Source organism: Candidatus Poriferisodalis sp. (genome assembly GCF_965208485.1).
Taxonomy (GTDB): Bacteria; Actinomycetota; Acidimicrobiia; order Acidimicrobiales; family Poriferisodalaceae; genus Poriferisodalis.
Map to the genome: position 1 here is coordinate 1,920,267 of NZ_OZ242344.1, position 20,732 is coordinate 1,940,998.

Here is a 20,732-nt window from a genome sequence, read left to right on the forward strand (position 1 = left end):
GTCAACCGGCCTGCCCTCATTCGGACAGTCGGTGGACTGAGACGGCGTAGTCGCCGCCATCGAATGGGGTGCCCTCCCACGTTGAGTAGCGAGACTCGAGTTCGAGCCCGTTGCGCTGGGCGAGTGCGTCGTAGACGTGCAGTCCCATGTAGCCGCCGCTGAGCTGGAATCCTGCCACAAGCACCCCGCCGGGCCGCAGGTGCGCCGCGATGTTGGCGACGACGGCAGCCTCGGTGCCGCGCTCGAGGAAGATCATCACGTTGCCGGCGGCAACAGCGGCATCGAACTGGCGCTGGCCGCCGGCAGCGCCGGTCACGATCGTGCTGGCCAGGTCGCCCTCGATCCACGGCAGGTCAGGGGCCTTGGACCTCGCCAAGTCAAGCATCGCAGGATCGAGGTCGACCCCCACGACATGGTGACCGCGGCGCGCCAGCTCGATCGCCACCCGTCCCGTCCCGCAGCCTGCGTCGAGCACGCTCCCAGCCTGAGGGAGCAGCGAGTCGACCAGATCGGCTTCGCCGTGGATGGACTCGCCGCGTGCAGCCTTGCGGACCCAGCGGTCGTCGTAGGAGGCTCCGCGGGGAATGTCGCCCCGCTCTTCCCAGCGGCTCAGCGGTCCTCCCAATTCGGATCGCGCCGTTCGGCAAATGCTGACGCTCCCTCGATGGCGTCGGCCGAGCCGAAAACCTCCTCGAGCGCAGGCTGCTGAAATGCCCAGAAATCGTCCTCGGCCACGCCGAGCACATTGCGGATGAGCAGTTTCGAGGCCCGTACGCCCATGGGCGCATTTCGTGCGATTCGCTCGCCGAGCTCCACCGCCACATTCACGGCTTCGCCCGGGGGACACACCCGATTCACCATGCCGTGCCGGTGCGCCGCCTCTGCGGTGATGGGCTCGGCGGTCAACGCCATCTCCATGGCCAGGCTGTACGGCAGCTGACGAGGCAGCCGCAGCAGGGCACCGGCACCGGCGAACAACCCCACGCCGACTTCGGGGATGCCCAGCCTGGTGCCCTCAGAGGCCACGATCAGGTCGCACGACAGCGCCACTTCGAGTCCCCCGGCCAGCGCGAAACGCTCGACCGCGGCAATGAGGGGCTTCGCGGCGCTGCGTTCGGCAATGCCGGCGAAGCCGCGGCCTGGCGGGTTGGGCATGCCCGCAATGCCGCCGCCGCTGACGAACGCCTTGAGGTCCATGCCTGCGCTGAAGCCGCGTCCCGCCCCGGTGATGACGCCGACGCGAGCATCAGGGTTCGCATCGAGAGCGTCCAGCGCCTCGCCGAGCGCCACCGAGAGCTCCATGTTGAACGCGTTCATGGCATCGGGGCGGTTGAGTGTCAGGATCTGCACGTAGCCGCGCTGCTCGACGAGGACGAGAGGTTCTTTGCCCATGGGACTGCCTTATTGGATGGGAGTGACTGACTTAGTTGCCCAAGCTTCCGAGCACGGCTGCAGTGGTGCGTCGCTGAAATGGCTGGAGCTGAAGCAAGCCCATTCTTGCAGGTCAGCGAGCTGCATGATACCCGGAAGAAAACGAGCCTTCGCATTTTTGTGGGATTTGGGCTGCTGGGCTCGGCGGGGTCAGGTTAGGTGATGAGGATGTCGCGGGCTTCGAAGTTCGCATGGTTGGTGAAGCCGTGGGCTCGGCGGCCTGCGCTGTGCTCATCGGTAGCCGAGATTCGGCCCGTGCGAGGGCGGTGCTCGTGGCATCCTGAGGACGAGCAAACGCAGCGGAGGTTCTCATGGGTCAGGTCACGTCCTTGCTTGATCGCGAGGTGTACGTGATGAACCAGGTGGACACGACGTCGGTGCCCCGTGGGCTCAGTCCGGCTTCTGCCAGAGATGACGTCCTAGAGGCGGTGAGTGTCTCCAACTCTGCTCGACGACCTTTGGTAACTGAGCTTGCAGCACCGGGCCGAACTCGATTCGGAACGGTGCTGCGTACACCGAGATTGGGTCTACGTCCATACCAATCCGTTGGAGTCCCGCAAGCACGACATCGGGGTAGTCGTAAGGGTGATCCTCGTCGAGAACCAGAAGCGCCTCGCGCACCAATTGGCGACCGCTTCGAAAATTCAGAGCATTCGGCAACGCATCTTGGAGACGTCGCTGCAATGCAGGGTTTTCAGCAGTGGGCATTCCGCCAAAACTTCGATCATCGGACCAGACGACGCGTCGGCCGTCCTCCAAATCGACGAATTGGCTCAGTCGGTACCTGGGCCTGCCACGGACATCATCCAGTTCGCAGACTGCGCCCAGCACAGTGGCTCTACTCAATACGTCGAGCACCACAGGTCGCTTTTTCCGTCAATCCACTTAGTGGAGTCATCCCAGCGTCCCTCGAGATCGACATCGATTCGCGCCCGCCACGACACCTCTCGTGCATTCGTAGCACAGTAGTAGTGCACGGCGACTCGATTGGAAGAGCCTCCGCCGCTCCACAACCTCGACTTGGACCTTGATCTGATTGTCTCGTAACGGCAATAGTTGAGTTCACCATTGCTGTAGTAGCAGTTGTAGCGCTGCAGTTCGACGGTGACGGTAGCTTTCACTCCATCGCATCCCGGGCTCAATCCATCCCACCATGCATGAACAGATATAGCACCGGGCTGGGTGTGTGACCAGTGCACATCATCGCTGACACCCCAGTGGAGGCAGGTATCCCAAGGCCAGCCCCGCAGACTGCGGCTGCCCTTCGTCCCGATCGCTCCGCTCGGATCGCTCTCACTCGTTTCACCCGCTTCAGGTTCTCGTTCATCAACTGTCTCTGCAGGTTGATCTGGTGCACTGTCGCTGTCACCTGACGCGGACGCGGGCGTCGCGAATGCGAGGGTAGAGGTGACGATGACAGCGACTGCCGCAACGGTTAGACGGCGCCTCAAACTTGACTTTGACAGAAGTAAATCCTCAGAATTGCTTGACTGAATAGCAATAACTGCACGCTACAGCCTTTCCTGTCTTAGCCAATCTGAGGTTCCCGCATCCGCATGTCGCTACCGGGCCGCCTCCAGCCCCGCTGTCGGGCCAGCCGATTCGCGGCGGTCAGACCGGCGCGAACTCGAAGGCGTCGCGGACCACGACGTCGGTGCCGATGAACTCGGTCTGCGTCATCTCGACCATGAGTTCGGGGTCAGTGCTGCGGGCCCACTGCCGTCCGTTGGGCGTGCGAACCGCTGCCAAGGCCACTTCGGGTGCCTCCCTGCCGTGCATGACGGTGTACGCCTCGACGGTGGCATCGCCGCTGTAGTCGGCATCAAGATCAACAGAGGGGAACCGGTCGATTTCGTCCTGGCAGTTCTGGTAGCGGAACCCGGCCTCCGGCGGTGTCGTGGAGTAGATGCCGAACGCATGCTTGGTGAGATAGCCGCCGTTTGCTGAGCACAGCCCGACGCTGCCGGGTTCCTCCCGGAGCTTGCCCGCCATCGTGGCGATCGAATGGCCGACGTAGTTGTTGAGCGGGCCGCCTGCGAAGGTGAGGCCGCCGGTGAGCGTCAGATCGCGGTCGAGGCTCAGGCCCAGCTCGGTGGCCGAGATCTGCACCGCCGAGGGGAAGCAGGAGTACAGATCGACGTAGTCGATGTCGTCGACGCCGACGCCGGCCAGCTCCATGACCCGGCGACCGGCCACACGGATGGCAGGCGAGCTGTGCAGGTCGCCTCGATTGGATACGTAGTCGGTGTCGCGCCCGTCGGTGCCGGCATGCGGGAACAGCCAGCGATCACGTGGGACCCCCGCCGAGGCGGCCGTCTCGGCGGAGCACACGATGAGCGCCGCGGCGAGGTCGAGGTCCCAGTTGGAGTTCATGCATTTCGTGTAGGGAAAGCCGATGAACCGGTTCGACGGGCTCGGTTCGCGGATCTCGTCTGCCGTCATCGGCGTGCGGACCCAGGCATATGGGTTGGCGACGGCGGCCCGGTTGAACTTCTCCCACATCGCTGCAACGCGGTCGCGATGCCCGTCGAGGGTTTCGCCACGTGAGGCCCTGAAGGCCGACTCGAACACCGGGTACAGGTTGATGGGGTCTCGCAGGCCCCGCTCCACCTCGACCTTGTTGTTCATGACGACATCGGCACCGAGTACCTCCTCGGGCACTCTGTCGGTCTGGGAGGTGTAGGGGATGCGTTGGTCTGCGCGGCGCGCCCGCCGGCGGCTCCAGATCCCTTCGGCGCCGGCGATCAGCACCACGTCGGCTTCGCCGGCGGCAATGCGGCTGCACGCCATGTTCACCAGAGACTGCGGAACATTGCCGCCGTCGGTCGAGAGCCCGGTCTTGCCGGTGGCCTCGAAGCGTTCGTTGAGCAGAGCGGCCGGGTCTGAATACGGCCAGGCACCCTTCACGACCCAGGTGTGCGTGGCACGGCTGGTCAAGCCCGGTGCGCCGGCGTCGTGCACAGCCTCGACTAGTGCCTCGGCCATCATGGCGACTGGTTCGAGCGCTTCGACAGGAACTTCCGGGCGCTGCTTGAACTGCCCTGCGCCGACGAGGACGGGGGTGCGAGGATCGAGCTGGCTGTTCGTCATGGCGATACGGCCTCGTGTTCGGGAAGTGCGGGGTGACCGGGACGCAACGTTAGCGAACAGGGTTCTGGCAGGGCCGGGCTGGGTGTCCCGGTCGCCGATGCGGCGCAGCGGCGTCGCGCTTGACGGGCGGCAGTAGCGTCGCGGGCGGGAGGCCGTCGGTGGCCAAGTTGCCCGATCACTACGCAGCGCTTGGTGTACGCCCCGACGCGGATGCGGCAGAGATCCGTCGCGCATGGATCCGGGCGGCCCGTGCCAATCACCCCGATCAGCGCGGCGCCGTCAACCAGGAGCAGACGGAGCGCTCGGATCGGCGCATGCGGGCGGTGAACGAGGCGTGGCGGGTGCTGGGGCGAGCGGAGTCGCGCCGTTCCTACGACGAGGAACGCGCAGCTGCAGCACCGCGGCCGCCCCAGCCGTCGTCGCCTGCGAGACCGACCCCGTCGGCGGGAAGCGCCGACACCAGTGAAGGTGGGCCCGATAACCCGTGGCTTGACGACGCCCCGACCGTCGAGTCCGGCGGTCCGGGCGGCTTCGTGGTGCGTCACCGCAGCGCGGCGCTGGTGGTGCGGGTGCTGCCCTGGCTGGCGATCGCCGTCGTGGGGCTGGTGATCTTCGTGGCCAGCGCGTACATGACCGCCGACACCAACCCGGGCCCCTCCAGGGTCGCGGCGTTGGAGGTCGGGGAGTGCTTCTGGCAGGCACCCAACGGCACGCTGCGCGCGGTCGACTGCGAGCGGGCGCAGTCCGACGGCGTGTTGGATCAGATCATCACGATGTCGCCTGGGGACCGGTGCCGCCATCCCGATGCCGTGATTCACCCGGCACCGATCGCGGGCCGCCGGCTCTGCCTGGTGCCAGTCGATCGCTGGGAGCCGCGCGCCGCGGAGTAACGGCCGTCAGCCGTGTTCGGTAAGCAGGAGGCGCACGCCCAGGTTGTGCTCGGGCGGCACGATGAACATCGCGTCCTGCTGCTCGCCGCCCCCGCACACGCCTACCCGCTGTGCGCCGGGGACGAGGCCGGGATCGTCGAGCTGGAAGTGCAGCAGCTGCAGCCTGCCGGGACGGTTGCCCATCCAATGCGCCAGGTTGGCGTCGGTCGGCTGGATGAGCTTCAGGTTCCACGGGCCTGAGCGCAGGTCGACGCCGGCGCCGACGTTGGGATCCTTCCACTCGTCGGTCCGCTCCATGCCGAGCGGCCCGTCGAACATGGCGGCGGCCGCCTGAACATCGCCCACGAGATGCACGACCGTTGCGATCTTCGTGGAGCGCCCGTGACGGGTGGGCGGCAGCGGCGGGGCGTCGTCCCAGCCCCCGCCGCCATCCCACGCGACCTGAATGACCATGCCCCAGCTCTGCTTGGGATGCAGGAACGCCTCTTTCCAGGTCGGATTCGACTCGTTGACGCCGATCACTTCGTAGCCGGCGCCGCGGAGCGCACCGATCGTGTCGTCAAAGTCGGGGGTCTTGAACGTGAAGTGGTGCGGTCCGGGGCCGTTGCGTGCCAGGAAGCGGTGCAGGAAGTCGCTGCCGGGGTGCTCGATCGGCTCGAGGATCTCGATCCTGGCCCCGCCGTCGAAGCTCACCTGGCAGAAGTAGAAATCGTCGCCGGCTTGCGATGCCGGGTCGTTGTCCGGGCCGCCGATCCAGCGACCGCCCAGGTCGCGGCTGTAGCGGATCACGTTGTCCCAGGCGCGTTCGCTGACCACCGCAACGTGGTCCATGACGAGCTTGTCCGTCGGCATGGCGGGTGAGGCTACGCAGACCGCTCGATACACGCCACGTATCGGAGTCACGATGATTCGGGAGTTGATCAGTACATGGGCGCTCGCGACTCGCTTCGGCAACGTCATCGCTGGTGGACTATGTGCTCCAACGCTGACCGAAGGCGATTCGGCACTTCTGCTCGGCTCAAGCAAGGAGTTGCTCGAATCGACGGCCAAGATCGTCCTGGAACGAGTCCACGAGGAACCTCCTACGAAGTTTCCCGGGCTCATCTCAAGGGCGCTTGAGATTCTGAAGCTGCACCCGAAGAGCGATCCGACCCAGCGAGAGGACCTATTGGAGCCAGTACGCAAGATTCTCGGCGGGGTCCTGCAGATAGCGATCGAAGTCAACGAGCTTCGCAACGAGCGTGGCACTGGTCACGGTCGGCTGCAGGCGCCGGTGACCCTGGGTGATCGCCATTCGAGACGTTCGTTGGCACGTTGTCGTACTGCTGCATGATTTGCAGGTCAGAGTGGTCCCAGCACAGCGTTGACAGGTACTGCGACGACGTGATGGGCTCCCTTGCTCGGGACATTAAGGGGACTGGCCAGCTTCTCTTGGAACAGCGGAAGAAGGCCTCAAAGCTCGTTCAGAAGCTGAATCGGCTCGGCGGGCTTCCATAGTTTCTGCCTGAGGCGAACTGACACCGAGCCGCGAAGGCAGGTCTAGCCCGAGGACTCCTCGCGGCACGTGTGTTCCCCATGGGTGCTTGTCACACCTACCGCTTACCGTGGCGGACATGAGTGAACAATTGTTTGGCGACTGCCACAGGGATACGCCGAGAGGTGGCCTGAAACGGTTACGGTCGGCGGTGATGGGTCGCCCAGCAACCGGAGAACCGCAGAGCCACCGACGGCACGATCTGCCGTGCACCGAATCACTTCGAGACCTCGATCGGCCGGTGCTCATTTGCGGACGGGCCGAAGATGGCTTGGACCTGCTACCTGATCGAAGCGTCCAGACTGTCGTCACGTCGCCGCCGTACTGGTCGCTGCGGGACTATGACGTCGATGACCAGATCGGCCGAAACGATGCTCTGACCGACTACATCAAGAGCATCGTCACAACTTTTGACAAGGTTCGGCGGGTGCTCACCGACGACGGCACTGTGTGGCTCAATGTCGGCGACAGCTATACCTCGGGCAACCGCCGCTACAGGGCCCCTGACCGCAAGAACCGGGCCCGTGCGATGCGGGTTCGGCCGCCGACGCCTGAGGGCCTCAAGCCGAAGGACCTCATCGGGGTGCCATGGCGCTTGGCATTCGCGCTTCAGGATGCCGGTTGGTGGCTGCGCTCTGAAGTGATCTGGCACAAGCCCAATGCCCATCCAGAATCAGTCCGCGACCGTCCGACCAAGGCTCATGAGACGGTGTTCCTGCTGTCGAAGAACAAGGACTATGTCTACGACGTCGATGCCATCCGCGGGCCGAACGAACGCCGACTGAGGACCGTCTGGGATATCAACACCGAGCCGCGACGGCGCGACGACTGCGGGGTCGAAGATCATCCGGCCGTCATGCCCCTGACGCTCGCGGCCCAGTGCGTCACGATCACCAGCAGGCCCGGTGACGTGGTATTGGACCCCTATGCGGGTTCCGGCACGACCCTGCTCGTCGCGCGAGCCCTGGAACGCAGATGGGCAGGCATAGAGCTCAATCCGGCCTTCGTGGATCTCATCGAGCGACGACTGGCTCAATGAACGACGGCGAGGCCCTGAGGCGCAGGATCGACGATCTCTCGCCGATGGGCGTTCGTTTCGTCGCGCGCATGGTCGAGTCGCTGTCGGATCCCCCTCAGGCTCAGGGCTCAGCACCCGAGCCAACTTGGATCAGCGCGGAATCCGACTGGATCGAGTACTTCGGCCTCTTGATCTCAGCGCATCATGGATTAGCCGTCGACGCGCTCAAGGAGACAGGCTTTGAGAATGCGTTCCGGGATGCCTGTGAGGCCGTCGGCTGGGGTGTGGATCCGCCGGCCTCGGCGACGCGACGCTTCGTGGACGTCACGGTTCAGACGCGTGACGGTCGGCACCGAAGGTTGTCCCTGAAGTCAACGGCCGCTCAACGGCTATCGAAGTCCACGATTCATATCTCCAAGCTCACCGAGGCTGCGTGGATTCAGGATGTCCGCTCACCGAGAAGCCGTAGATCCCGGACACTGGAACTCTTCGAGGAATACAGCGCTGCGGTCGATGCCATCCTCATGCTCCGGGCGTTTCGCCACGATCCGCAGTCCATCCCGTACTGCTATCAGCTCGTCGAGATACCGAGTGCGATCTTTGCATCACTGCATTTGCTGCCCTTGTCGGCATTCGAGGCCGATGGTCCAACGCTCGACTGCTCAGTCCAAGGGAACTCAGTGGCAGCCCGCGTGTCACTGGATAGGTCCGACGCGAAGGGGCTTACATACGATAGTTGACGACACGGCTGTGACCTGCGGAAACGCTTTTCGCATCCAACAACGTTCTTGCTGGTCGCACCGTTGCAGGCACCTATCCTACATAAGCCCCAAGGCGATGGTGCGATCGGCCACGAACGAACTGGAGTGCAGCTCTGGGTCGTAGGGCGGCTCGTAGACCTGCCACCAGCGATCCGACCTGCGGCGGAACGACGACTCGGCGGACAGCGGCGTATACAGGTCTTCCATGCGTCCGCCGCGGTCCAGCGCCCACAGCAGGTGATGCCCGCTAGCGCGGGCGCCGTGGTCGATCGCGAGCTCGACATGGGAGAACCCGTAGAAGCTGTCGGGGAACTCGGGGGCTCCGTTCACGTAGCGCTCGGCATCTTCGAGCGTGTCCCAGCCCGCCGGCCAGTACTGGTCGACTGCGCCGGCGGGCGCACCTGTCGGTAACACGGCGTTACGAGACATTCCGTGCTGCAGGTACGACTTGCCGATGAGTGCCGTGCGTTAGCCGGCCTCGCGGAACTGCCGCACATGGGTGTTGGCGCCCGGCTCAAGGGACCGGCCGTTGAACACCACGCCGTGCGCACTCGGCATGCGCCCCGTCATGATCGTGGAGCGGTTCGGCATGCACACCGGGTTGGCAACCCACGCGTTGTCGAAGACCATGCCTCGCGCCGCCAGCGAATCGAGGAGCGGCGTGCGCACCACGTCGTTGCCGGCAAACCCGGCATGATCCGCCCGCTGCTGGTCGGTGATGATGAACAGCACATTCGGCTGCGCCGGAGCGCCGTTGGCGGCTGCGGTCAGGGCGATCTCCCGACGATGGTGTGGATGGTGGCGTGACCGGGGCGGTGCGGGCGGCTCAGCCGAAGTTCATGGCGGCGGGATTGCCGCCGTCGACCACCACGGTCTGGCCGGTGATGGACTCGGCCTCGCACAGCATCACGGTGGCGTTGGCGATATCGATCGGGCTGCCCACCTGGCCGAGCAGCGCTCCCCGCCGGGCGCCCTCGGAGACCTCGTCGGGCAAGCGTGCCGCCATGCGGGTGCCTTCCACCAGGCCCGGCGCCACGCAGTTGACCGTGACTGTCGGGGACATCGCCACCGCCAGGCAGTGGGTGAGGTGGATGAGCGCCGCTTTCGAGCAGCTGTAGGCGATGCTGCTGGAGCCCGGGAACAGCCCGCCGACCGAGGCGATGTTCACGACCCGCCCGCCGCCGTCGGCCCCCAACAGCTCGGCCAGCGCCCGGGTCAGCAGGTACGGCCCCCGCAGGTTGGTCTCCTGCACCCGGTCCCAGGTGGCCGAATCGAGCGTTTCGAGATGGCGGAACGGGATACCGATGTTCCATGCCGCGTTGTTGACCAGCACGTCGCAGCGCCCACCTTCAGCGACGACTGCGGCCGCAGCGTCGATCGACGCCTCGTCGCGCTGGTCGAGCTGCAGGATGCTGGCCTGTCGCCCGGCATCGCGCACCAGCCCGGCGCTGGTCTCGGCGCGTTCCCGATCACCCACGTAGGTCACGATCACGTCAGAGCCGGCGGCCGCGAGCGCCACGCAGATGGCACGCCCGATGTCGCCCGAGCCGCCGGTGACCACCGACAACTTGCCTGTCAGGTCCATGGCTCGTTGCCTCTCAGTCCGCGACCAGCTCGGCCATTGCTGTGAGCAGTGTCGGCGGGCCCGAGAGCTGCAGCACCGTCACCACGGTGTCGTCCCAGCGCCGCAGGTCTGCCGCGATCTTGTCCATCGGACCGATGAGCGCGACCTCCTCAACGAGCTCGATCGGGATGGTCCCGGCAGCTTCCTGCTTGTGGCCGGTGAGGTACATGTCCTGCACCTCGTCCGCGACGTGCTGGTAACCCATCCGGCAGAACACGTCGTAGTGGAAGTTGGCGTCGCGGGCGCCCATCCCGCCCATGTAGAGCGCCAGCATCGGGCGGATCCGGTTCGCGGCGCGCTCGATGTCGTCGTCGGGCACGACGCTCATCGGGCACACCACCTCGAAGTCGGCATCGGCGGGGACGCGGCCGTCGTCGCCGATCAGCGGCTTGCCCGCGGCGGAGAAGCCGGCGTTCAGCGCATCCACGTAGAACTGGTTGTCCTTGGGGGCGAAGAACAGCGGCAGCCAGCCCTCGCACAGCTCGGCTGCGAGGGCCACGTTGCGGGGTCCCTCGGCGCCCAGGTAGATGGGCACGTCGGCTCGCAGCGGATGCACGGTGGACTTGAGCGGCTTGCCGAGGCCCATGCCTCCCGGGTAGGGCATCTGGTAGTGGTCGCCGGTGAAGCTCACCGGCTTGTCGCGTTCGAGGATTGCCCGGACGATCTCGATGTACTCCCGGGTGCGGGCCAGCGGTCGGGGGTAGGGCTGGCCGTACCAGCCCTCGACCACCTGCGGGCCGCTCACGCCGAGGCCCAGGATGAACCTGCCGCCGCTGAGATGGTCCATCGTGATCGCCGCCATGCCGACAGCGGCCGGCGTGCGGGCCGAGATCTGGATGATGCCGGTGCCGAGGCCGATGCGCTCGGTGTGGCTGCCCCACCACGCCAACGGTGTCAGGGCGTCCGAGCCGTAGGCCTCCGCGGTCCAGAAGGAGTGAAAGCCGAGCTGCTCGGCGAGTTGCAGCGTCTCCAACGCATCTGGAGGCGGACCAGCCGCCCAGTAGCCGACGCCGGTTGCGAGCTTCATGTCACGCCGCCTTGCCAATCTGTCGAGTTGATTCTGGGGGTTTCAGGAGTGCCCAGTATGGGCGCTCAGCGTCAGGCGTACCGAAGCGGGCGGGTACAGTCCGCGCGCACGCGGTCTCTGGCCGCGCGATTGGCAAGCGGACGGGAAGGAAAACGCCATGAGCACTGACCGCAGCGACGGCCCCACCAAGGTCGTTCTGGACGAATCCGAGATGCCCACCCAGTGGTACAACGTCGTGCCGGATCTGCAGGCCCCGCCACCGCCGCCCCTGCATCCGGGCACCCTCGAGCCGATCGGCCCCGACGACTTGGCCCCGCTGTTCCCGATGGGGCTGATCCTGCAGGAGGTCTCGGGCGAGTCCTATATCGACATCCCCGCCGTCGGCTGAGCCACCCTCTCCGCCTGCCAGCCCGTTCAGGCAGTTCGGTGCCTCCCGCGCCGCTGTGTGGAGAAATGAAATAGACTGAGAAATGGTGAAAATCTATATTCGTCCGGATGCCGACGACCCGAGAAGCGATACGGATCGTCACCGCCGACGGCTGGCAGCCCTGGAACGTGCGCGGCAGCCATCGGCACTTCAAGCATCCGGTCAAGCCCGGTAAGGTCACCATTCCAGGCAAGCTCGGAGACGAGCTAGCGCCAGGTACCTGGAAGAACATCCTGCGACAGGCCGGACTGGCGAAGGGACAATCCCGATGAGCACCCTGACCTACACGGCGATCATCGAGCCGACGGGAACCGGGTTCTCGGCCTATGTACCGGATGTCCCTGGCTGCATCGCTACGGGCTCCAGCTACGAGGAAACGGTGCAGCAGATGCAGGAGGCGCTCGCCTGTCACTTGGAATGGATGCGCGAAGACGGCGATGACATCCCCGAGCCGACTTCAACGGCGGCTGCTGTTGACGTGCCAACCGACGCCACCGGGTCACCCTGCTGGAATCACGGGGATTCCTAGCTCCGACAGGCGGCAAGAATCAGATGCGGGGGCTGGCTGTTCCGCAGCGGGCGATTCCGTGCGTGCTGATGCGGGGCGGGACGTCTCGGGGGCCGTTCTTCGCCGCTGAGGATCTGCCCAGCGATCCGGAGTTGCGCGATGCGGTTTTGGCCGCGGTCATGGGCAGCCCGACCGGTCGTCAGATCGACGGGCTCGGCGGCGGCACAACGGTGACCAGCAAGGTGGCCGTGGTGGGGCCATCGTCGCATCCCGATGCTGACGTGGACTACCTGTTCGCCCAGGTCGACCCGGTCTGGGGCACGGTGGACACCAAGCCCACCTGCGGGAACATGCTGGTCGGTGTCGGCCCGTTCGCAATCGAGCACGGACTGGTCCCTGCAGGCGATCCGACCACCTCGCTGGCGGTGTCCCTCGGCGTGGATCGGCGCGATGGCGCTGTTGGCATTCTCTCAGGCGGCGTCACCCGCACTGCCCGCAAGCTCATGTCCGGAACCGTTCACGTGCCCGCCGCAGTGTGGTCAGGCTGACTCGTTAGTTGGCGCGCCGGCCGTCGGGCGGCTCAGTCCCAGTCGAGCCAGAGCTCCTCGGGTCCCCGGAACGTGATGTTCGGGAACGTCCGGTAGTCCTGTGGCGGCAGCCGCAGCGACGGCACCGCTTGGGTCAGGATCTCCAGCGCGATGCGGGCCTCCATGCGAGCCAGGTTGGCTCCTAGGCAGAAGTGGATGCCCTTGCCGAAGCTGATGTGGCGGTGCGGGTCGGGCCGGGTGAAGTCGTAGTCGTCGACGTCGTACTGCTCGGTGTCGGCGAACGCGCAGGGCTCCCGGTTTGCCGCTGCGAAGTTCAGGAACACCCGCGTTCCCTTCGGCAGGTGCATCCCGGCGAGTTCGGTGGCTCGGGTGGTGACGCGGCGCCAGGCCACCTGGCTGGAGTCGAACCGCAGGGTCTCCTCCACCGCTGTGGGGATGAGCGACAGGTCGGCGCACAGGGCGTCCCACTGGTCGCGCCGCGGCAGCAGGCAGCGCAGCGTGTTGCACAGCAGGTTCGTGACCGGGTCGTGGCCTGCGAACGAGATGCCGTAGATGATCGACTCCACCTCGCGGTAGCTGAGGCCGCTGCCGCCCTCGGGGTCCGGGTCGGCATCGTGCGCATCGAGAAGTTCCGAGCAGAAGTCGTCGGTGCGGTTGCGATGGCGCTCGGCCACGAACTCCCGGCAGTAGCGCCAGTACGCCAGCATTCCCTCGGCCATGTGAGCCTGCTCGGCAGGCGTGGGCTTGCCCCAGGCGAACGCCTTGCGGTTCACGCACCACGACTTCAGCATGAGGTCGTCGTCGGCCGGGAACCCGATGAAGCGGAACACGATCTCCGCCGGTAGCGGGAACGCCACCGCCTTCACATACTCGGCCGGGGCCGGTCCGGCCAGCATCTCGTCGATCAGCTCGGTCGCCCGGGAGCGCATGTAGTCCTCGAGCGTCCGCAGGCGTCGCACCGAGAAGCCGGCCCGGGTGTGGACCCGGATGCGCCCGTGGTCGGGCTCGGCCCGGTTCGACATGACGGCCTGGGGGTCGTAGTCAGGGGCCGACAGCACGTCTGCTGCTTCGGGCGCCAGCGGGAAGATCGGGTCCTGCACGTTGGACGAGGCGTAGGTGTCGGGATCCATGAAGACCGCCTCGATGTCGGCCATGCGCGTCACCACGACGTGGCCCATCTCGGCGGCATAGAAGACCGGGTGGTCCTCGCGCAGCCGTGCAGCGATGGGGTACGGATCGGCCAGGTACTCCTTGCTCAGCGGCGACCAGCTCTCGTGCACCGGGCACCCAGGAGGCGGCGGAGCCAGCCGATCCGGTGCGGTGTGGTACGAGTCTGTGCTCACTGGGCTGCCTCCTTGCGGATCGCCGAGCGCTCGCCGGCTCCGACAGCGCCTATCATCGTCGGCCCACGGGCGATTGGCTCAGATGGTTAGAGCGCTGCCTTCACACGGCAGAGGTCACTGGTTCGAGTCCAGTATCGCCCACCCCTTCGACGCAGGTTGCCGTGCCGTGGTGCCGCCGTGCTCGGCGAGATGGGCCAGCAGCAGACCGGTGAAGGCGCCGGGTGCCTGGTCGGTGACGAAGTGATCGATGCCCCCCAGCTCGGCGAAGCGATACGGCCCGGTCACGAAGTCGGCGGTCTTCTCGGCTGCCATGCGACCCACCGTGGCGTCCTGATTCCCCCACACGAACATCGTCGGCACGCCCACCGGTGGTGTCTCGGCCGGCTGAAGCTGCGAGTTGCCTATGGCTCGGTACCAGTTCACGGCTGCATCGAGGGCGTCGCGTTCGCCCAGCGTGGCCAGGTAGGCGTCGATGTCGGCGTCGGGCACCGCGCCGTGAGCCATGGCCCGTCGCAAGGGCGCTGCATTGTCTGCGAGCAGATTGTCGGTTGCCTCGGGCTTCTGGAATGCGGGGTGGTGCCGCGAGCGGCGCGGTTGATCGGGGTCGTCGCGCATCGCCGCAACGAAGGCCGCAGCGTGCGGCCGTGAGATGACGCTCAGCGAGTAGACACGCTCGGCGTGGTGCGCGGCCATGAACCACGCCAATGCGCCACCCCAGTCATGCCCGACCACGTGGAATCGCTCTGCGCCGAAGCTGTCCGCAATCGCGAGCGCATCGGCTACCAGCAGTTCAGTGCGGTAGCTGTCGATGCCCTCGGGCCGTGCACCCGCCGAGTAGCCGCGCTGGTCGGGAGCGCAGGACCGGAAGCCAGCCGCCGCCAGCGCCGGCAGCTCGGCACGCCACGTGTGCCGGGTCTGCGGGAACCCATGCAACAGCAGCACAAACTGGCCGTCAGCCGGCCCCGCAACATCGGCAGTGAAGCGAAGCCCATTCCCCTCGATCACCGTGGTCGATACATCATGCGTCACGGCCATTGCCGCCAGCCTTTCTGCGAGCAAAGTGGCGGACAGCATGCCGTGGCAGTGCGCCACTCGGCGTGCTGCCGAAATTCAAGTGGTCATACGAAGGTTTCGTAATACGTTAAAATCCTGTGGAGTTCCACCGTTCGGCATATAAACACGGATTCGACGAACAGACGATTCTCCATGCGATCAAACATGCGATCACAGTCATCGAGCTTGAGCCAGACATGGACCCACCAAGAGTGCTCGCGATCGGTCCGGACCACGCGGGGAATTCTCTGGAAGTCATATGGCTCGAGCTCGACGACGGCGTTGAGATGGTGATTCACGCGATGCGGCTGCGGCCCTCCTTCTACGAACTGCTACCGCCAGAAAGCGCAGACGACTTGTGACGACGCGACGCACCCGATCCGGCCGCGTCCTGAGCGACAGCGACCTCGATGCCCTCGCGGTAGAAGTCGAGTCAACGGAATACGACGTCGAGGCCCTGAAGGCGCGTCGTCGAGGCCGCCCACCACTGGGATCCGGGCCAGCAGACGTTGTCCCGGTGCGCATCGATCCTGAGTTGCGCGAGCGCATGCTGCAGGCCGCCGAGGCGTCAGGCACCACAACCAGCGACATCATCCGCAAAGCGTTGCGCCACTACCTGGACGTCGCATAGGTGTTCGGGGGGCCTAGCTCGCAGCTTCTCTGCCTCGACGGCTCACTCTGCGCCGATGGGCCGTGGGAGGCTCTATGAGTGCTGCAGTGATCATCGACTGTCACGGCCACTACACGACGGCACCGCCGCAGTTGGGCGAGTACCGCGACGCGCAGCGGTCGGCGCTCGAAGCCGACCCTGACCACATCGGCGCCAAAGGCGTGCTCGGCATCAGTGATGACGAGATCGTCGAGAGCATCGAGCAGAACCAGCTTCGCCTGCAGCGCGAGCGCGGCTCGGACCTGACGATTTTCTCGCCGCGGGCGTCGTGGATGGGCCACCACGAGGGCAACGAGCACACCTCCCGGTTCTGGTCAGAGCACTGCAACGACCTCATCCGCCGGGTCTGCGACCTGTTCCCGGACAACTTCGTGCCGGTTTGCCAGCTCCCGCAGTCGCCCGGCGTGTCGATCGACAGCTCAGTGCGGGAGCTGCGCCGCTGCGTCACCGAGATGGGCTTCATCGGCTGCAATGTCAGCCCCGACCCCACCGGCGGATACTGGACCGGCCCGCCGCTGAACGAGCCCTACTGGTGGCCGCTGTGGGATGCCATGTCGGAGCTGGACGTGCCCGGGATGATCCACGTCAGCGGCACCTGCAACCCGAACTTCCACGCCACCAGCTCGCACTACCTCGGCGCCGACACCACTGCATTCGTCCAGATGATGATGAGCGACCTGTTCTCCGATCACCCTGGGCTGCGGTTCGTGATCCCCCACGGCGGGGGAGCGGTGCCCTACCACTGGGGCCGGTTCCGGGGCATGGCCCAGGACATGGGCCTGCGGCCGCTCGACGAGTCGCTGCTACCAAACGTGTACTTCGACACCTGCGTGTACCACCAACCCGGCATCGACACGCTGGTCGAGGTGATCCCGCCGCAGAACATCCTGTTCGCGTCGGAGATGGTCGGCGCGGTGCGGGGCATCGACCCCACGACGGGCTTCAACTACGACGACACCAAGCGCTACATCGACGCCGCCGACATCAGCGACGATGCCCGCCGCATGATCTTCAGCGAGAATGCCCTGCGGGTGTACCCGCGGCTGGCAGGTGCCCTGGAAGCCCAGAAGAGCGCCGCAGCGGCGGCAGACGGGGAGGGATGATGGCGGCTCGACACGTCGTGAAGCGCACTATCGAGCGGGCCGACAGCGAGGTCGTCGCGGGCCTGGGCGACGCCGGCACCGCCACCGTGCACGAAGCCATCGGCCGCCGCGGCTATCTCGGCCCCGCTCTGCGACCCATCCAGCAGGGCACGAAGCTGGCGGGCTCGGCGATCACCGTGCTCTCCCATCCCGGCGACAACATCATGATCCACGCCGCCGTCGAGGTCTGCCAGCCCGGCGACCTGCTGGTCGTCACCAACACGGCGCCGTCCACGCACGGCATGTTCGGCGACCTGCTGGCATCCTCGCTCATGGCTCGCGGCGTCGTGGGCTTGGTGATGGACGCAGGAGTCCGCGACACCTTGGACCTGCGGGCGATGGGCTTTGCGGCCTGGTCCCGGCACGTGTCCTGCGAGGGCACGGTCAAGAACACCCCGGGCTCGGTGAACGTGCCCATCAGCATCAACGGCGTCATCATCGAACCGGGCGATGTCATCTGTGCCGACGACGACGGCGTGGTGGCGGTGCCCCGCTGCGAGGCCGCCTGGGCACTCGAGCAGTCCAACGCTCGGCTCGCCAATGAGGAAGACAGCCGGGCGCGCCTGCAATCTGGCGAGCTGGGGCTCGACATGTACGGGCTGCGCCAGAAGCTGGCCGAACTGGGCGTGGAATGGGTCGACTGAGCACAGCGCGCCTGGTCGCGACCTCGGCTGCCCCTGACCGGTTCGCCGACCGATCCGGCTCAGTCGCCGATGCACGAACTGCGCTTGCGTGAGCAGGGCGGCGCACGGCTCGGCTAGGAAGAGGTCATGACTACCGAGGTCATCATCACCGGCACGGGCTCGCCCGTCCCCGACGCGGAGCGCGCAGGACCCGGAGTGCTGGTCCGCTACCGAGACATTGCCTTGCAGTTCGACGCCGGCCGCTCGACCGTGCAGCGGCTCGCCGGCGTCGGCATGTGGACACTGGAACTCACCGCCGTCTTCGCGACGCATCATCACAGCGACCACCTGACCGGTCTGGCCGATGTCGTGCTCAGCAACTGGGTGATGGCACGCGCCGACGACTTCACTCCGATCCAGGTCGTGGTGCCCGCGGGACCGGCGGAGGACTACGTGAGCGAGATGCTGCATCCGTGGCGCCACGACCTCGCCGTACGGGCCGAGCACGCCCGCCGCACGAAGTCCGCCGAGACGGAGCTGGTCGCCTTCGCAGTGCCCGACACGCCCACGGAGGTGTGGCGCTCGGGCGATGTCGTCGTGAGCGCAGGTCAGGTGCGTCATGAGCCGGTGTTCCCCGCGGTCGGGTACCGCATCTCGACTCCCGACGGCGACGTGGCAATCAGCGGCGACACGCTGGTCTGCGACGAGATGGCCGAGCTCGCCGCAGGCGCCGACGTGCTCATCTACGAGGCGATGCTCTTCCCCCAGATCGAGCAGGGGCCGCCGCTGCGCCACTTCATCCTCGATTATCACGCCGACACCCGGCTCATCGGCCCCCAAGCGGAGGCGCTGGGCATTCCGACGCTCGTGCTCACCCACCTGATCCCCGCACCGGAAACCGCGCCGATGCTGGGACCCGACGGCAAGGTCACCGAGCAGGACTTCGAGGAACCGATTCGTGCGGGCGGCTACACCGGCGATCTGCTGGTTGCCCGGGACCTCGACAAGGTGGTGCTCGAAGCGGGAGTTCCGCCGCGTATCGAGCGCCACCGCTGACGTGACCCGGGGCGTGCGCTGCATGGTGATGCGGGGCGGCACGTCCAAGGGCGCGTATTTCGTGGCCGATGAGCTGCCCGATGATCCTGACGAGCGCGATGCACTGCTGGCGCGGATCATGGGCTCGCCCGATCCGCGCCAGATCGACGGGATCGGCGGCGCGCATCCGCTGACGTCCAAGGTGGCGGTGGTGTCGCCGTCGTCTGACCCCGACGTCGACGTGGACTACCTGTTCCTGCAGGTCGGCGTCGACGACGGCTCGGTCAGCGACCGGCAGAATTGCGGCAACCTGCTGGCTGGCGTCGGGCAGTTCGCGACCGAGCGCGGGATGGTCCCGGCCGATGGAGCACGGGCCCAAGTGCGGATCCGCATGGTCAACAGCGACTCGGTCGCGACGGCTTCGTTCCCGCTCAGCGCGGGGTTTCCGGTCTACGACGGCGACACCGCGATCTCTGGCGTGCCGGGCACGGCAGCCGAGGTACGGCTCGACTTCTCCGACACCGCTGGCTCGTCCTGCGGGGCGCTGCTGCCGACGGGAGCGGTCAGCGACCTGATCGACGGCATCGAGGTGACATGCATTGACAACGGGATGCCGACGGTGGTGCTGCGGGCAGCCGATCTGGGCATCGCCGGCGACGAGACGCCCGCCGAGCTGGAAGCGAACCAGCCATTCACCGAAAGGCTGGAGAACGCCCGCCGCCAAGCCGGCAAGCTCATGAATCTCGGCGACGTCAGCACTACGACCGTGCCCAAGATGACGCTGGTGTCAGCGCCACGGGCGGGCGGGAGCATCTGCACCCGCACGTTCATCCCGCACCGCTGCCATGAGGCGATCGGCGTGCTGGGCGCTGTCAGCGCCGCCACCGCCGTCCGGCTGCCGGGCGCTGCCGGCGCCGAGCTGCTGGAGCCCGGAGATGATCCCGATCTCGTCGAGATCGAGCATCCCACGGGCACGTTCGCTGCCCGAGTCGAGCTTGCCCACGGCCCGGATGGCCCGACGGTCGGGCGGTCGGGCATCGTGCGCACCGCCCGCAAGCTGTTCGACGGCGTGGTGTTTCCGCGGGCTGCCGAGCCGGACGAGACCGCGTGACAACACCCACCATCCTGCCGCCGCATCCCTCGCCGCACGCGCCCACAGCGTTCGCGCCGCCGCCAAGCGCAACCGACGCCCACTGCCACATCTTCGGCCCCGCCCACAGGTTCCCGTTCGCACCCGAGGCCGCCTACATCCCCCCCGACTCGGGCATCGACGACTTCGAAGCGCTGCAGGAACGCCTCGGGCTGTCCCGCGCCGTGTTCGTGCAGGCCAGCTGTCACGGCACCGACAACGCCGCCATGGTGGACGCGCTGGTGCGCGGCAACGGCCGCTACGCCGGTGTGGCGATGATCGACGAGTCGTTCAGCGAGGCCGACATCGGCGCCCTGCACGACGCCGGGGTGCGCGGCACCCGCTTCAACTTCGTCGCTCACCTCGGCGGCGCGCCCGACCTCGACGTGTTCTGGCGTCTCGTCGACCGGGTGCAGCCGTTCGGCTGGCACATCGTGCTGCACTTCGACGCGAAGGACCTGCCTCAGTTCGCCGAGCTGCTCGACCGGATGCCCTGCCCGTACGTGATCGACCACATGGCCCGGGTCGACGCCGCTGCCGGGCTCGGCCAAGAGCCGTTCGAGGCGCTGCTCGAGCTGATGAGCGACGAGCGTGCATGGGTGAAGGTGTCCGGCGCCGAGCGGCTCACCGCCGGCGGAACCCCTCCCTACGACGATGTCGCGCCCTACGCCCAGGCGCTCATCGCAGCCGCGCCCGACCGGATCCTGTGGGGCACCGACTGGCCCCATCCCAACGTGCGCCACATGCCTGACGACGGCGACCTCGTCGACATGCTGGCAGCATTCGCCCCCGACGAGTCGACCCGCAACCGGATCCTGGTCGCCAATCCCGAGACGCTCTACGACTTCGGCTAGGAGACTGCTGAGCAGTTGCCGAAAT

Annotated in this window: 26 protein-coding genes, 1 tRNA gene and 1 pseudogene; 16 read left to right on the forward strand and 12 right to left on the reverse strand. The window is 66.6% G+C overall.

Going from position 1 to position 20,732, the window contains the following annotated elements; all coding sequences use genetic code 11:
* Positions 1 to 16: 16 nt before the first annotated feature.
* The 5 genes from ACOGXQ_RS08860 to ACOGXQ_RS08880 form a co-directional block, all read right to left on the reverse strand.
* On the reverse strand, positions 17 to 625 hold the full coding sequence (locus ACOGXQ_RS08860; protein ID WP_419947043.1) for a class I SAM-dependent methyltransferase: 609 nt from the start codon (positions 623 to 625) through the stop codon (positions 17 to 19).
* The gene (locus ACOGXQ_RS08865) at positions 610 to 1,392 is read right to left on the reverse strand and encodes a crotonase/enoyl-CoA hydratase family protein (RefSeq protein ID WP_419947044.1); all 783 of its coding nucleotides are present in this window, start codon (positions 1,390 to 1,392) and stop codon (positions 610 to 612) included. Before ACOGXQ_RS08865 ends, ACOGXQ_RS08860 begins: the two co-directional genes overlap by 16 nt.
* 429 nt (positions 1,393 to 1,821) lie before the next feature.
* On the reverse strand, positions 1,822 to 2,289 hold the full coding sequence (locus tag ACOGXQ_RS08870; protein WP_419947045.1) for a hypothetical protein: 468 nt from the start codon (positions 2,287 to 2,289) through the stop codon (positions 1,822 to 1,824).
* Positions 2,274 to 2,552, reverse strand: a complete 279-nt coding sequence (locus tag ACOGXQ_RS08875) for a hypothetical protein (RefSeq protein WP_419947046.1) — start codon at positions 2,550 to 2,552, stop codon at positions 2,274 to 2,276. Before ACOGXQ_RS08875 ends, ACOGXQ_RS08870 begins: the two co-directional genes overlap by 16 nt.
* A 490-nt stretch (positions 2,553 to 3,042) precedes the next feature.
* Positions 3,043 to 4,521 (reverse strand): acetyl-CoA acetyltransferase, encoded by a 1,479-nt coding sequence (locus ACOGXQ_RS08880; protein ID WP_419947047.1) that lies wholly within the window; start codon positions 4,519 to 4,521, stop codon positions 3,043 to 3,045.
* Between the two features lie 158 nt (positions 4,522 to 4,679).
* Between ACOGXQ_RS08880 and ACOGXQ_RS08885 the strand changes: the two genes are divergently transcribed.
* Positions 4,680 to 5,411: a J domain-containing protein gene (locus ACOGXQ_RS08885; RefSeq protein ID WP_419947048.1), complete on the forward strand. Its 732-nt coding sequence runs from the start codon at positions 4,680 to 4,682 to the stop codon at positions 5,409 to 5,411.
* Between the two features lie 6 nt (positions 5,412 to 5,417).
* Here the strand turns inward: ACOGXQ_RS08885 and ACOGXQ_RS08890 are convergent, their stop codons facing one another.
* Positions 5,418 to 6,263 (reverse strand): VOC family protein, encoded by an 846-nt coding sequence (locus ACOGXQ_RS08890; RefSeq protein ID WP_419947049.1) that lies wholly within the window; start codon positions 6,261 to 6,263, stop codon positions 5,418 to 5,420.
* Between the two features lie 52 nt (positions 6,264 to 6,315).
* Between ACOGXQ_RS08890 and ACOGXQ_RS08895 the strand changes: the two genes are divergently transcribed.
* The 3 genes from ACOGXQ_RS08895 (at position 6,316) to ACOGXQ_RS08905 (ending at position 8,703) form a co-directional block, all read left to right on the forward strand.
* The gene (locus tag ACOGXQ_RS08895) at positions 6,316 to 6,744 is read left to right on the forward strand and encodes an abortive infection family protein (protein WP_419947050.1); all 429 of its coding nucleotides are present in this window, start codon (positions 6,316 to 6,318) and stop codon (positions 6,742 to 6,744) included.
* Between the two features lie 355 nt (positions 6,745 to 7,099).
* Positions 7,100 to 7,984 (forward strand): DNA-methyltransferase, encoded by an 885-nt coding sequence (locus tag ACOGXQ_RS08900; protein WP_419947051.1) that lies wholly within the window; start codon positions 7,100 to 7,102, stop codon positions 7,982 to 7,984.
* Positions 7,981 to 8,703 carry a hypothetical protein gene (locus tag ACOGXQ_RS08905; protein ID WP_419947052.1) on the forward strand — a complete coding sequence of 241 codons (723 nt, stop codon included), beginning with the start codon at positions 7,981 to 7,983 and terminating at the stop codon, positions 8,701 to 8,703. The genes ACOGXQ_RS08900 and ACOGXQ_RS08905 overlap by 4 nt, the downstream gene beginning before the upstream one ends.
* A gap of 78 nt (positions 8,704 to 8,781) precedes the next feature.
* On the opposite strand, the gene ACOGXQ_RS08910 is transcribed toward ACOGXQ_RS08905, so the two are convergent.
* The 4 genes from ACOGXQ_RS08910 to ACOGXQ_RS08925 form a co-directional block, all read right to left on the reverse strand.
* The gene (locus ACOGXQ_RS08910) at positions 8,782 to 9,138 is read right to left on the reverse strand and encodes a hypothetical protein (RefSeq protein WP_419947053.1); all 357 of its coding nucleotides are present in this window, start codon (positions 9,136 to 9,138) and stop codon (positions 8,782 to 8,784) included.
* Between the two features lie 54 nt (positions 9,139 to 9,192).
* Positions 9,193 to 9,456: a sulfatase-like hydrolase/transferase gene (locus tag ACOGXQ_RS08915; protein WP_419947054.1), complete on the reverse strand. Its 264-nt coding sequence runs from the start codon at positions 9,454 to 9,456 to the stop codon at positions 9,193 to 9,195.
* 94 nt (positions 9,457 to 9,550) lie between these two features.
* Complete coding sequence (locus ACOGXQ_RS08920; protein WP_419947055.1) at positions 9,551 to 10,309, reverse strand: SDR family NAD(P)-dependent oxidoreductase; 759 nt, start codon at positions 10,307 to 10,309, stop codon at positions 9,551 to 9,553.
* Between the two features lie 13 nt (positions 10,310 to 10,322).
* On the reverse strand, positions 10,323 to 11,375 hold the full coding sequence (locus ACOGXQ_RS08925) for an LLM class F420-dependent oxidoreductase (RefSeq protein ID WP_419947056.1): 1,053 nt from the start codon (positions 11,373 to 11,375) through the stop codon (positions 10,323 to 10,325).
* Between the two features lie 157 nt (positions 11,376 to 11,532).
* Here ACOGXQ_RS08925 and ACOGXQ_RS08930 point away from each other — a divergent pair.
* From ACOGXQ_RS08930 to ACOGXQ_RS08945, 4 genes and pseudogenes are all read left to right on the forward strand, one after another.
* Positions 11,533 to 11,751 (forward strand): annotated as a pseudogene (locus tag ACOGXQ_RS08930) (TrpB-like pyridoxal-phosphate dependent enzyme); the annotation flags it as partial.
* 119 nt (positions 11,752 to 11,870) lie between these two features.
* Positions 11,871 to 12,074: a type II toxin-antitoxin system HicA family toxin gene (locus ACOGXQ_RS08935; protein WP_419947057.1), complete on the forward strand. Its 204-nt coding sequence runs from the start codon at positions 11,871 to 11,873 to the stop codon at positions 12,072 to 12,074.
* Positions 12,071 to 12,331, forward strand: a complete 261-nt coding sequence (locus tag ACOGXQ_RS08940; protein WP_419947058.1) for a type II toxin-antitoxin system HicB family antitoxin — start codon at positions 12,071 to 12,073, stop codon at positions 12,329 to 12,331. The genes ACOGXQ_RS08935 and ACOGXQ_RS08940 overlap by 4 nt, the downstream gene beginning before the upstream one ends.
* A 23-nt stretch (positions 12,332 to 12,354) precedes the next feature.
* The gene (locus ACOGXQ_RS08945) at positions 12,355 to 12,858 is read left to right on the forward strand and encodes a PrpF domain-containing protein (RefSeq protein ID WP_419947059.1); all 504 of its coding nucleotides are present in this window, start codon (positions 12,355 to 12,357) and stop codon (positions 12,856 to 12,858) included.
* A gap of 32 nt (positions 12,859 to 12,890) precedes the next feature.
* Here ACOGXQ_RS08945 and ACOGXQ_RS08950 read toward each other — a convergent pair whose 3' ends face one another.
* The gene (locus ACOGXQ_RS08950) at positions 12,891 to 14,201 is read right to left on the reverse strand and encodes a cytochrome P450 (RefSeq protein WP_419947060.1); all 1,311 of its coding nucleotides are present in this window, start codon (positions 14,199 to 14,201) and stop codon (positions 12,891 to 12,893) included.
* A gap of 67 nt (positions 14,202 to 14,268) precedes the next feature.
* Between ACOGXQ_RS08950 and ACOGXQ_RS08955 the strand changes: the two genes are divergently transcribed.
* A tRNA-Val gene (locus tag ACOGXQ_RS08955) sits at positions 14,269 to 14,342 on the forward strand.
* Here ACOGXQ_RS08955 and ACOGXQ_RS08960 read toward each other — a convergent pair.
* Positions 14,316 to 15,236, reverse strand: coding sequence for an alpha/beta fold hydrolase (locus ACOGXQ_RS08960; protein WP_419947061.1), 921 nt, complete (start codon positions 15,234 to 15,236; stop codon positions 14,316 to 14,318). The genes ACOGXQ_RS08955 and ACOGXQ_RS08960 overlap by 27 nt on opposite strands.
* Before the next feature lie 116 nt (positions 15,237 to 15,352).
* Between ACOGXQ_RS08960 and ACOGXQ_RS08965 the strand changes: the two genes are divergently transcribed.
* From ACOGXQ_RS08965 to ACOGXQ_RS08995, 7 genes are all read left to right on the forward strand, one after another.
* Positions 15,353 to 15,616 (forward strand): hypothetical protein, encoded by a 264-nt coding sequence (locus ACOGXQ_RS08965; RefSeq protein WP_419947062.1) that lies wholly within the window; start codon positions 15,353 to 15,355, stop codon positions 15,614 to 15,616.
* Positions 15,613 to 15,885 (forward strand): ribbon-helix-helix protein, CopG family, encoded by a 273-nt coding sequence (locus ACOGXQ_RS08970; RefSeq protein WP_419947063.1) that lies wholly within the window; start codon positions 15,613 to 15,615, stop codon positions 15,883 to 15,885. The genes ACOGXQ_RS08965 and ACOGXQ_RS08970 overlap by 4 nt, the downstream gene beginning before the upstream one ends.
* Positions 15,886 to 15,959: 74 nt before the next feature.
* Complete coding sequence (locus ACOGXQ_RS08975; RefSeq protein ID WP_419947064.1) at positions 15,960 to 17,027, forward strand: amidohydrolase family protein; 1,068 nt, start codon at positions 15,960 to 15,962, stop codon at positions 17,025 to 17,027.
* Positions 17,027 to 17,710 carry a 4-carboxy-4-hydroxy-2-oxoadipate aldolase/oxaloacetate decarboxylase gene (locus ACOGXQ_RS08980; RefSeq protein WP_419947065.1) on the forward strand — a complete coding sequence of 228 codons (684 nt, stop codon included), beginning with the start codon at positions 17,027 to 17,029 and terminating at the stop codon, positions 17,708 to 17,710. The genes ACOGXQ_RS08975 and ACOGXQ_RS08980 overlap by 1 nt, the downstream gene beginning before the upstream one ends.
* A gap of 126 nt (positions 17,711 to 17,836) precedes the next feature.
* On the forward strand, positions 17,837 to 18,745 hold the full coding sequence (locus tag ACOGXQ_RS08985; RefSeq protein ID WP_419947066.1) for an MBL fold metallo-hydrolase: 909 nt from the start codon (positions 17,837 to 17,839) through the stop codon (positions 18,743 to 18,745).
* A 22-nt stretch (positions 18,746 to 18,767) separates the two neighbouring features.
* Positions 18,768 to 19,835, forward strand: coding sequence for a 4-oxalomesaconate tautomerase (locus ACOGXQ_RS08990; RefSeq protein WP_419947067.1), 1,068 nt, complete (start codon positions 18,768 to 18,770; stop codon positions 19,833 to 19,835).
* Positions 19,832 to 20,707 carry an amidohydrolase family protein gene (locus ACOGXQ_RS08995; RefSeq protein ID WP_419947068.1) on the forward strand — a complete coding sequence of 292 codons (876 nt, stop codon included), beginning with the start codon at positions 19,832 to 19,834 and terminating at the stop codon, positions 20,705 to 20,707. Before ACOGXQ_RS08990 ends, ACOGXQ_RS08995 begins: the two co-directional genes overlap by 4 nt.
* Positions 20,708 to 20,732 lie beyond the last annotated feature (25 nt).

What these genes read in the sequence shown, in the direction of transcription:
- ACOGXQ_RS08865 (WP_419947044.1), bottom strand. Translation starts at nt 1,392, where the DNA reads ATGGGCAAAGAACCTCTCGTCCTCGTCGAGCAGCGCGGCTACGTGCAG.
- ACOGXQ_RS08880 (WP_419947047.1), bottom strand. Translation starts at nt 4,521, where the DNA reads ATGACGAACAGCCAGCTCGATCCTCGCACCCCCGTCCTCGTCGGCGCA.
- ACOGXQ_RS08890 (WP_419947049.1), bottom strand. Translation starts at nt 6,263, where the DNA reads ATGCCGACGGACAAGCTCGTCATGGACCACGTTGCGGTGGTCAGCGAA.
- ACOGXQ_RS08895 (WP_419947050.1), top strand. Translation starts at nt 6,316, where the DNA reads ATGATTCGGGAGTTGATCAGTACATGGGCGCTCGCGACTCGCTTCGGC.
- ACOGXQ_RS08900 (WP_419947051.1), top strand. Translation starts at nt 7,100, where the DNA reads ATGGGTCGCCCAGCAACCGGAGAACCGCAGAGCCACCGACGGCACGAT.
- ACOGXQ_RS08905 (WP_419947052.1), top strand. Translation starts at nt 7,981, where the DNA reads ATGAACGACGGCGAGGCCCTGAGGCGCAGGATCGACGATCTCTCGCCG.
- ACOGXQ_RS08920 (WP_419947055.1), bottom strand. Translation starts at nt 10,309, where the DNA reads ATGGACCTGACAGGCAAGTTGTCGGTGGTCACCGGCGGCTCGGGCGAC.
- ACOGXQ_RS08925 (WP_419947056.1), bottom strand. Translation starts at nt 11,375, where the DNA reads ATGAAGCTCGCAACCGGCGTCGGCTACTGGGCGGCTGGTCCGCCTCCA.
- ACOGXQ_RS08935 (WP_419947057.1), top strand. Translation starts at nt 11,871, where the DNA reads ATGCCGACGACCCGAGAAGCGATACGGATCGTCACCGCCGACGGCTGG.
- ACOGXQ_RS08940 (WP_419947058.1), top strand. Translation starts at nt 12,071, where the DNA reads ATGAGCACCCTGACCTACACGGCGATCATCGAGCCGACGGGAACCGGG.
- ACOGXQ_RS08945 (WP_419947059.1), top strand. Translation starts at nt 12,355, where the DNA reads ATGCGGGGGCTGGCTGTTCCGCAGCGGGCGATTCCGTGCGTGCTGATG.
- ACOGXQ_RS08960 (WP_419947061.1), bottom strand. Translation starts at nt 15,236, where the DNA reads ATGGCCGTGACGCATGATGTATCGACCACGGTGATCGAGGGGAATGGG.
- ACOGXQ_RS08975 (WP_419947064.1), top strand. Translation starts at nt 15,960, where the DNA reads ATGAGTGCTGCAGTGATCATCGACTGTCACGGCCACTACACGACGGCA.
- ACOGXQ_RS08980 (WP_419947065.1), top strand. Translation starts at nt 17,027, where the DNA reads ATGGCGGCTCGACACGTCGTGAAGCGCACTATCGAGCGGGCCGACAGC.
- ACOGXQ_RS08985 (WP_419947066.1), top strand. Translation starts at nt 17,837, where the DNA reads ATGACTACCGAGGTCATCATCACCGGCACGGGCTCGCCCGTCCCCGAC.
- ACOGXQ_RS08990 (WP_419947067.1), top strand. Translation starts at nt 18,768, where the DNA reads ATGGTGATGCGGGGCGGCACGTCCAAGGGCGCGTATTTCGTGGCCGAT.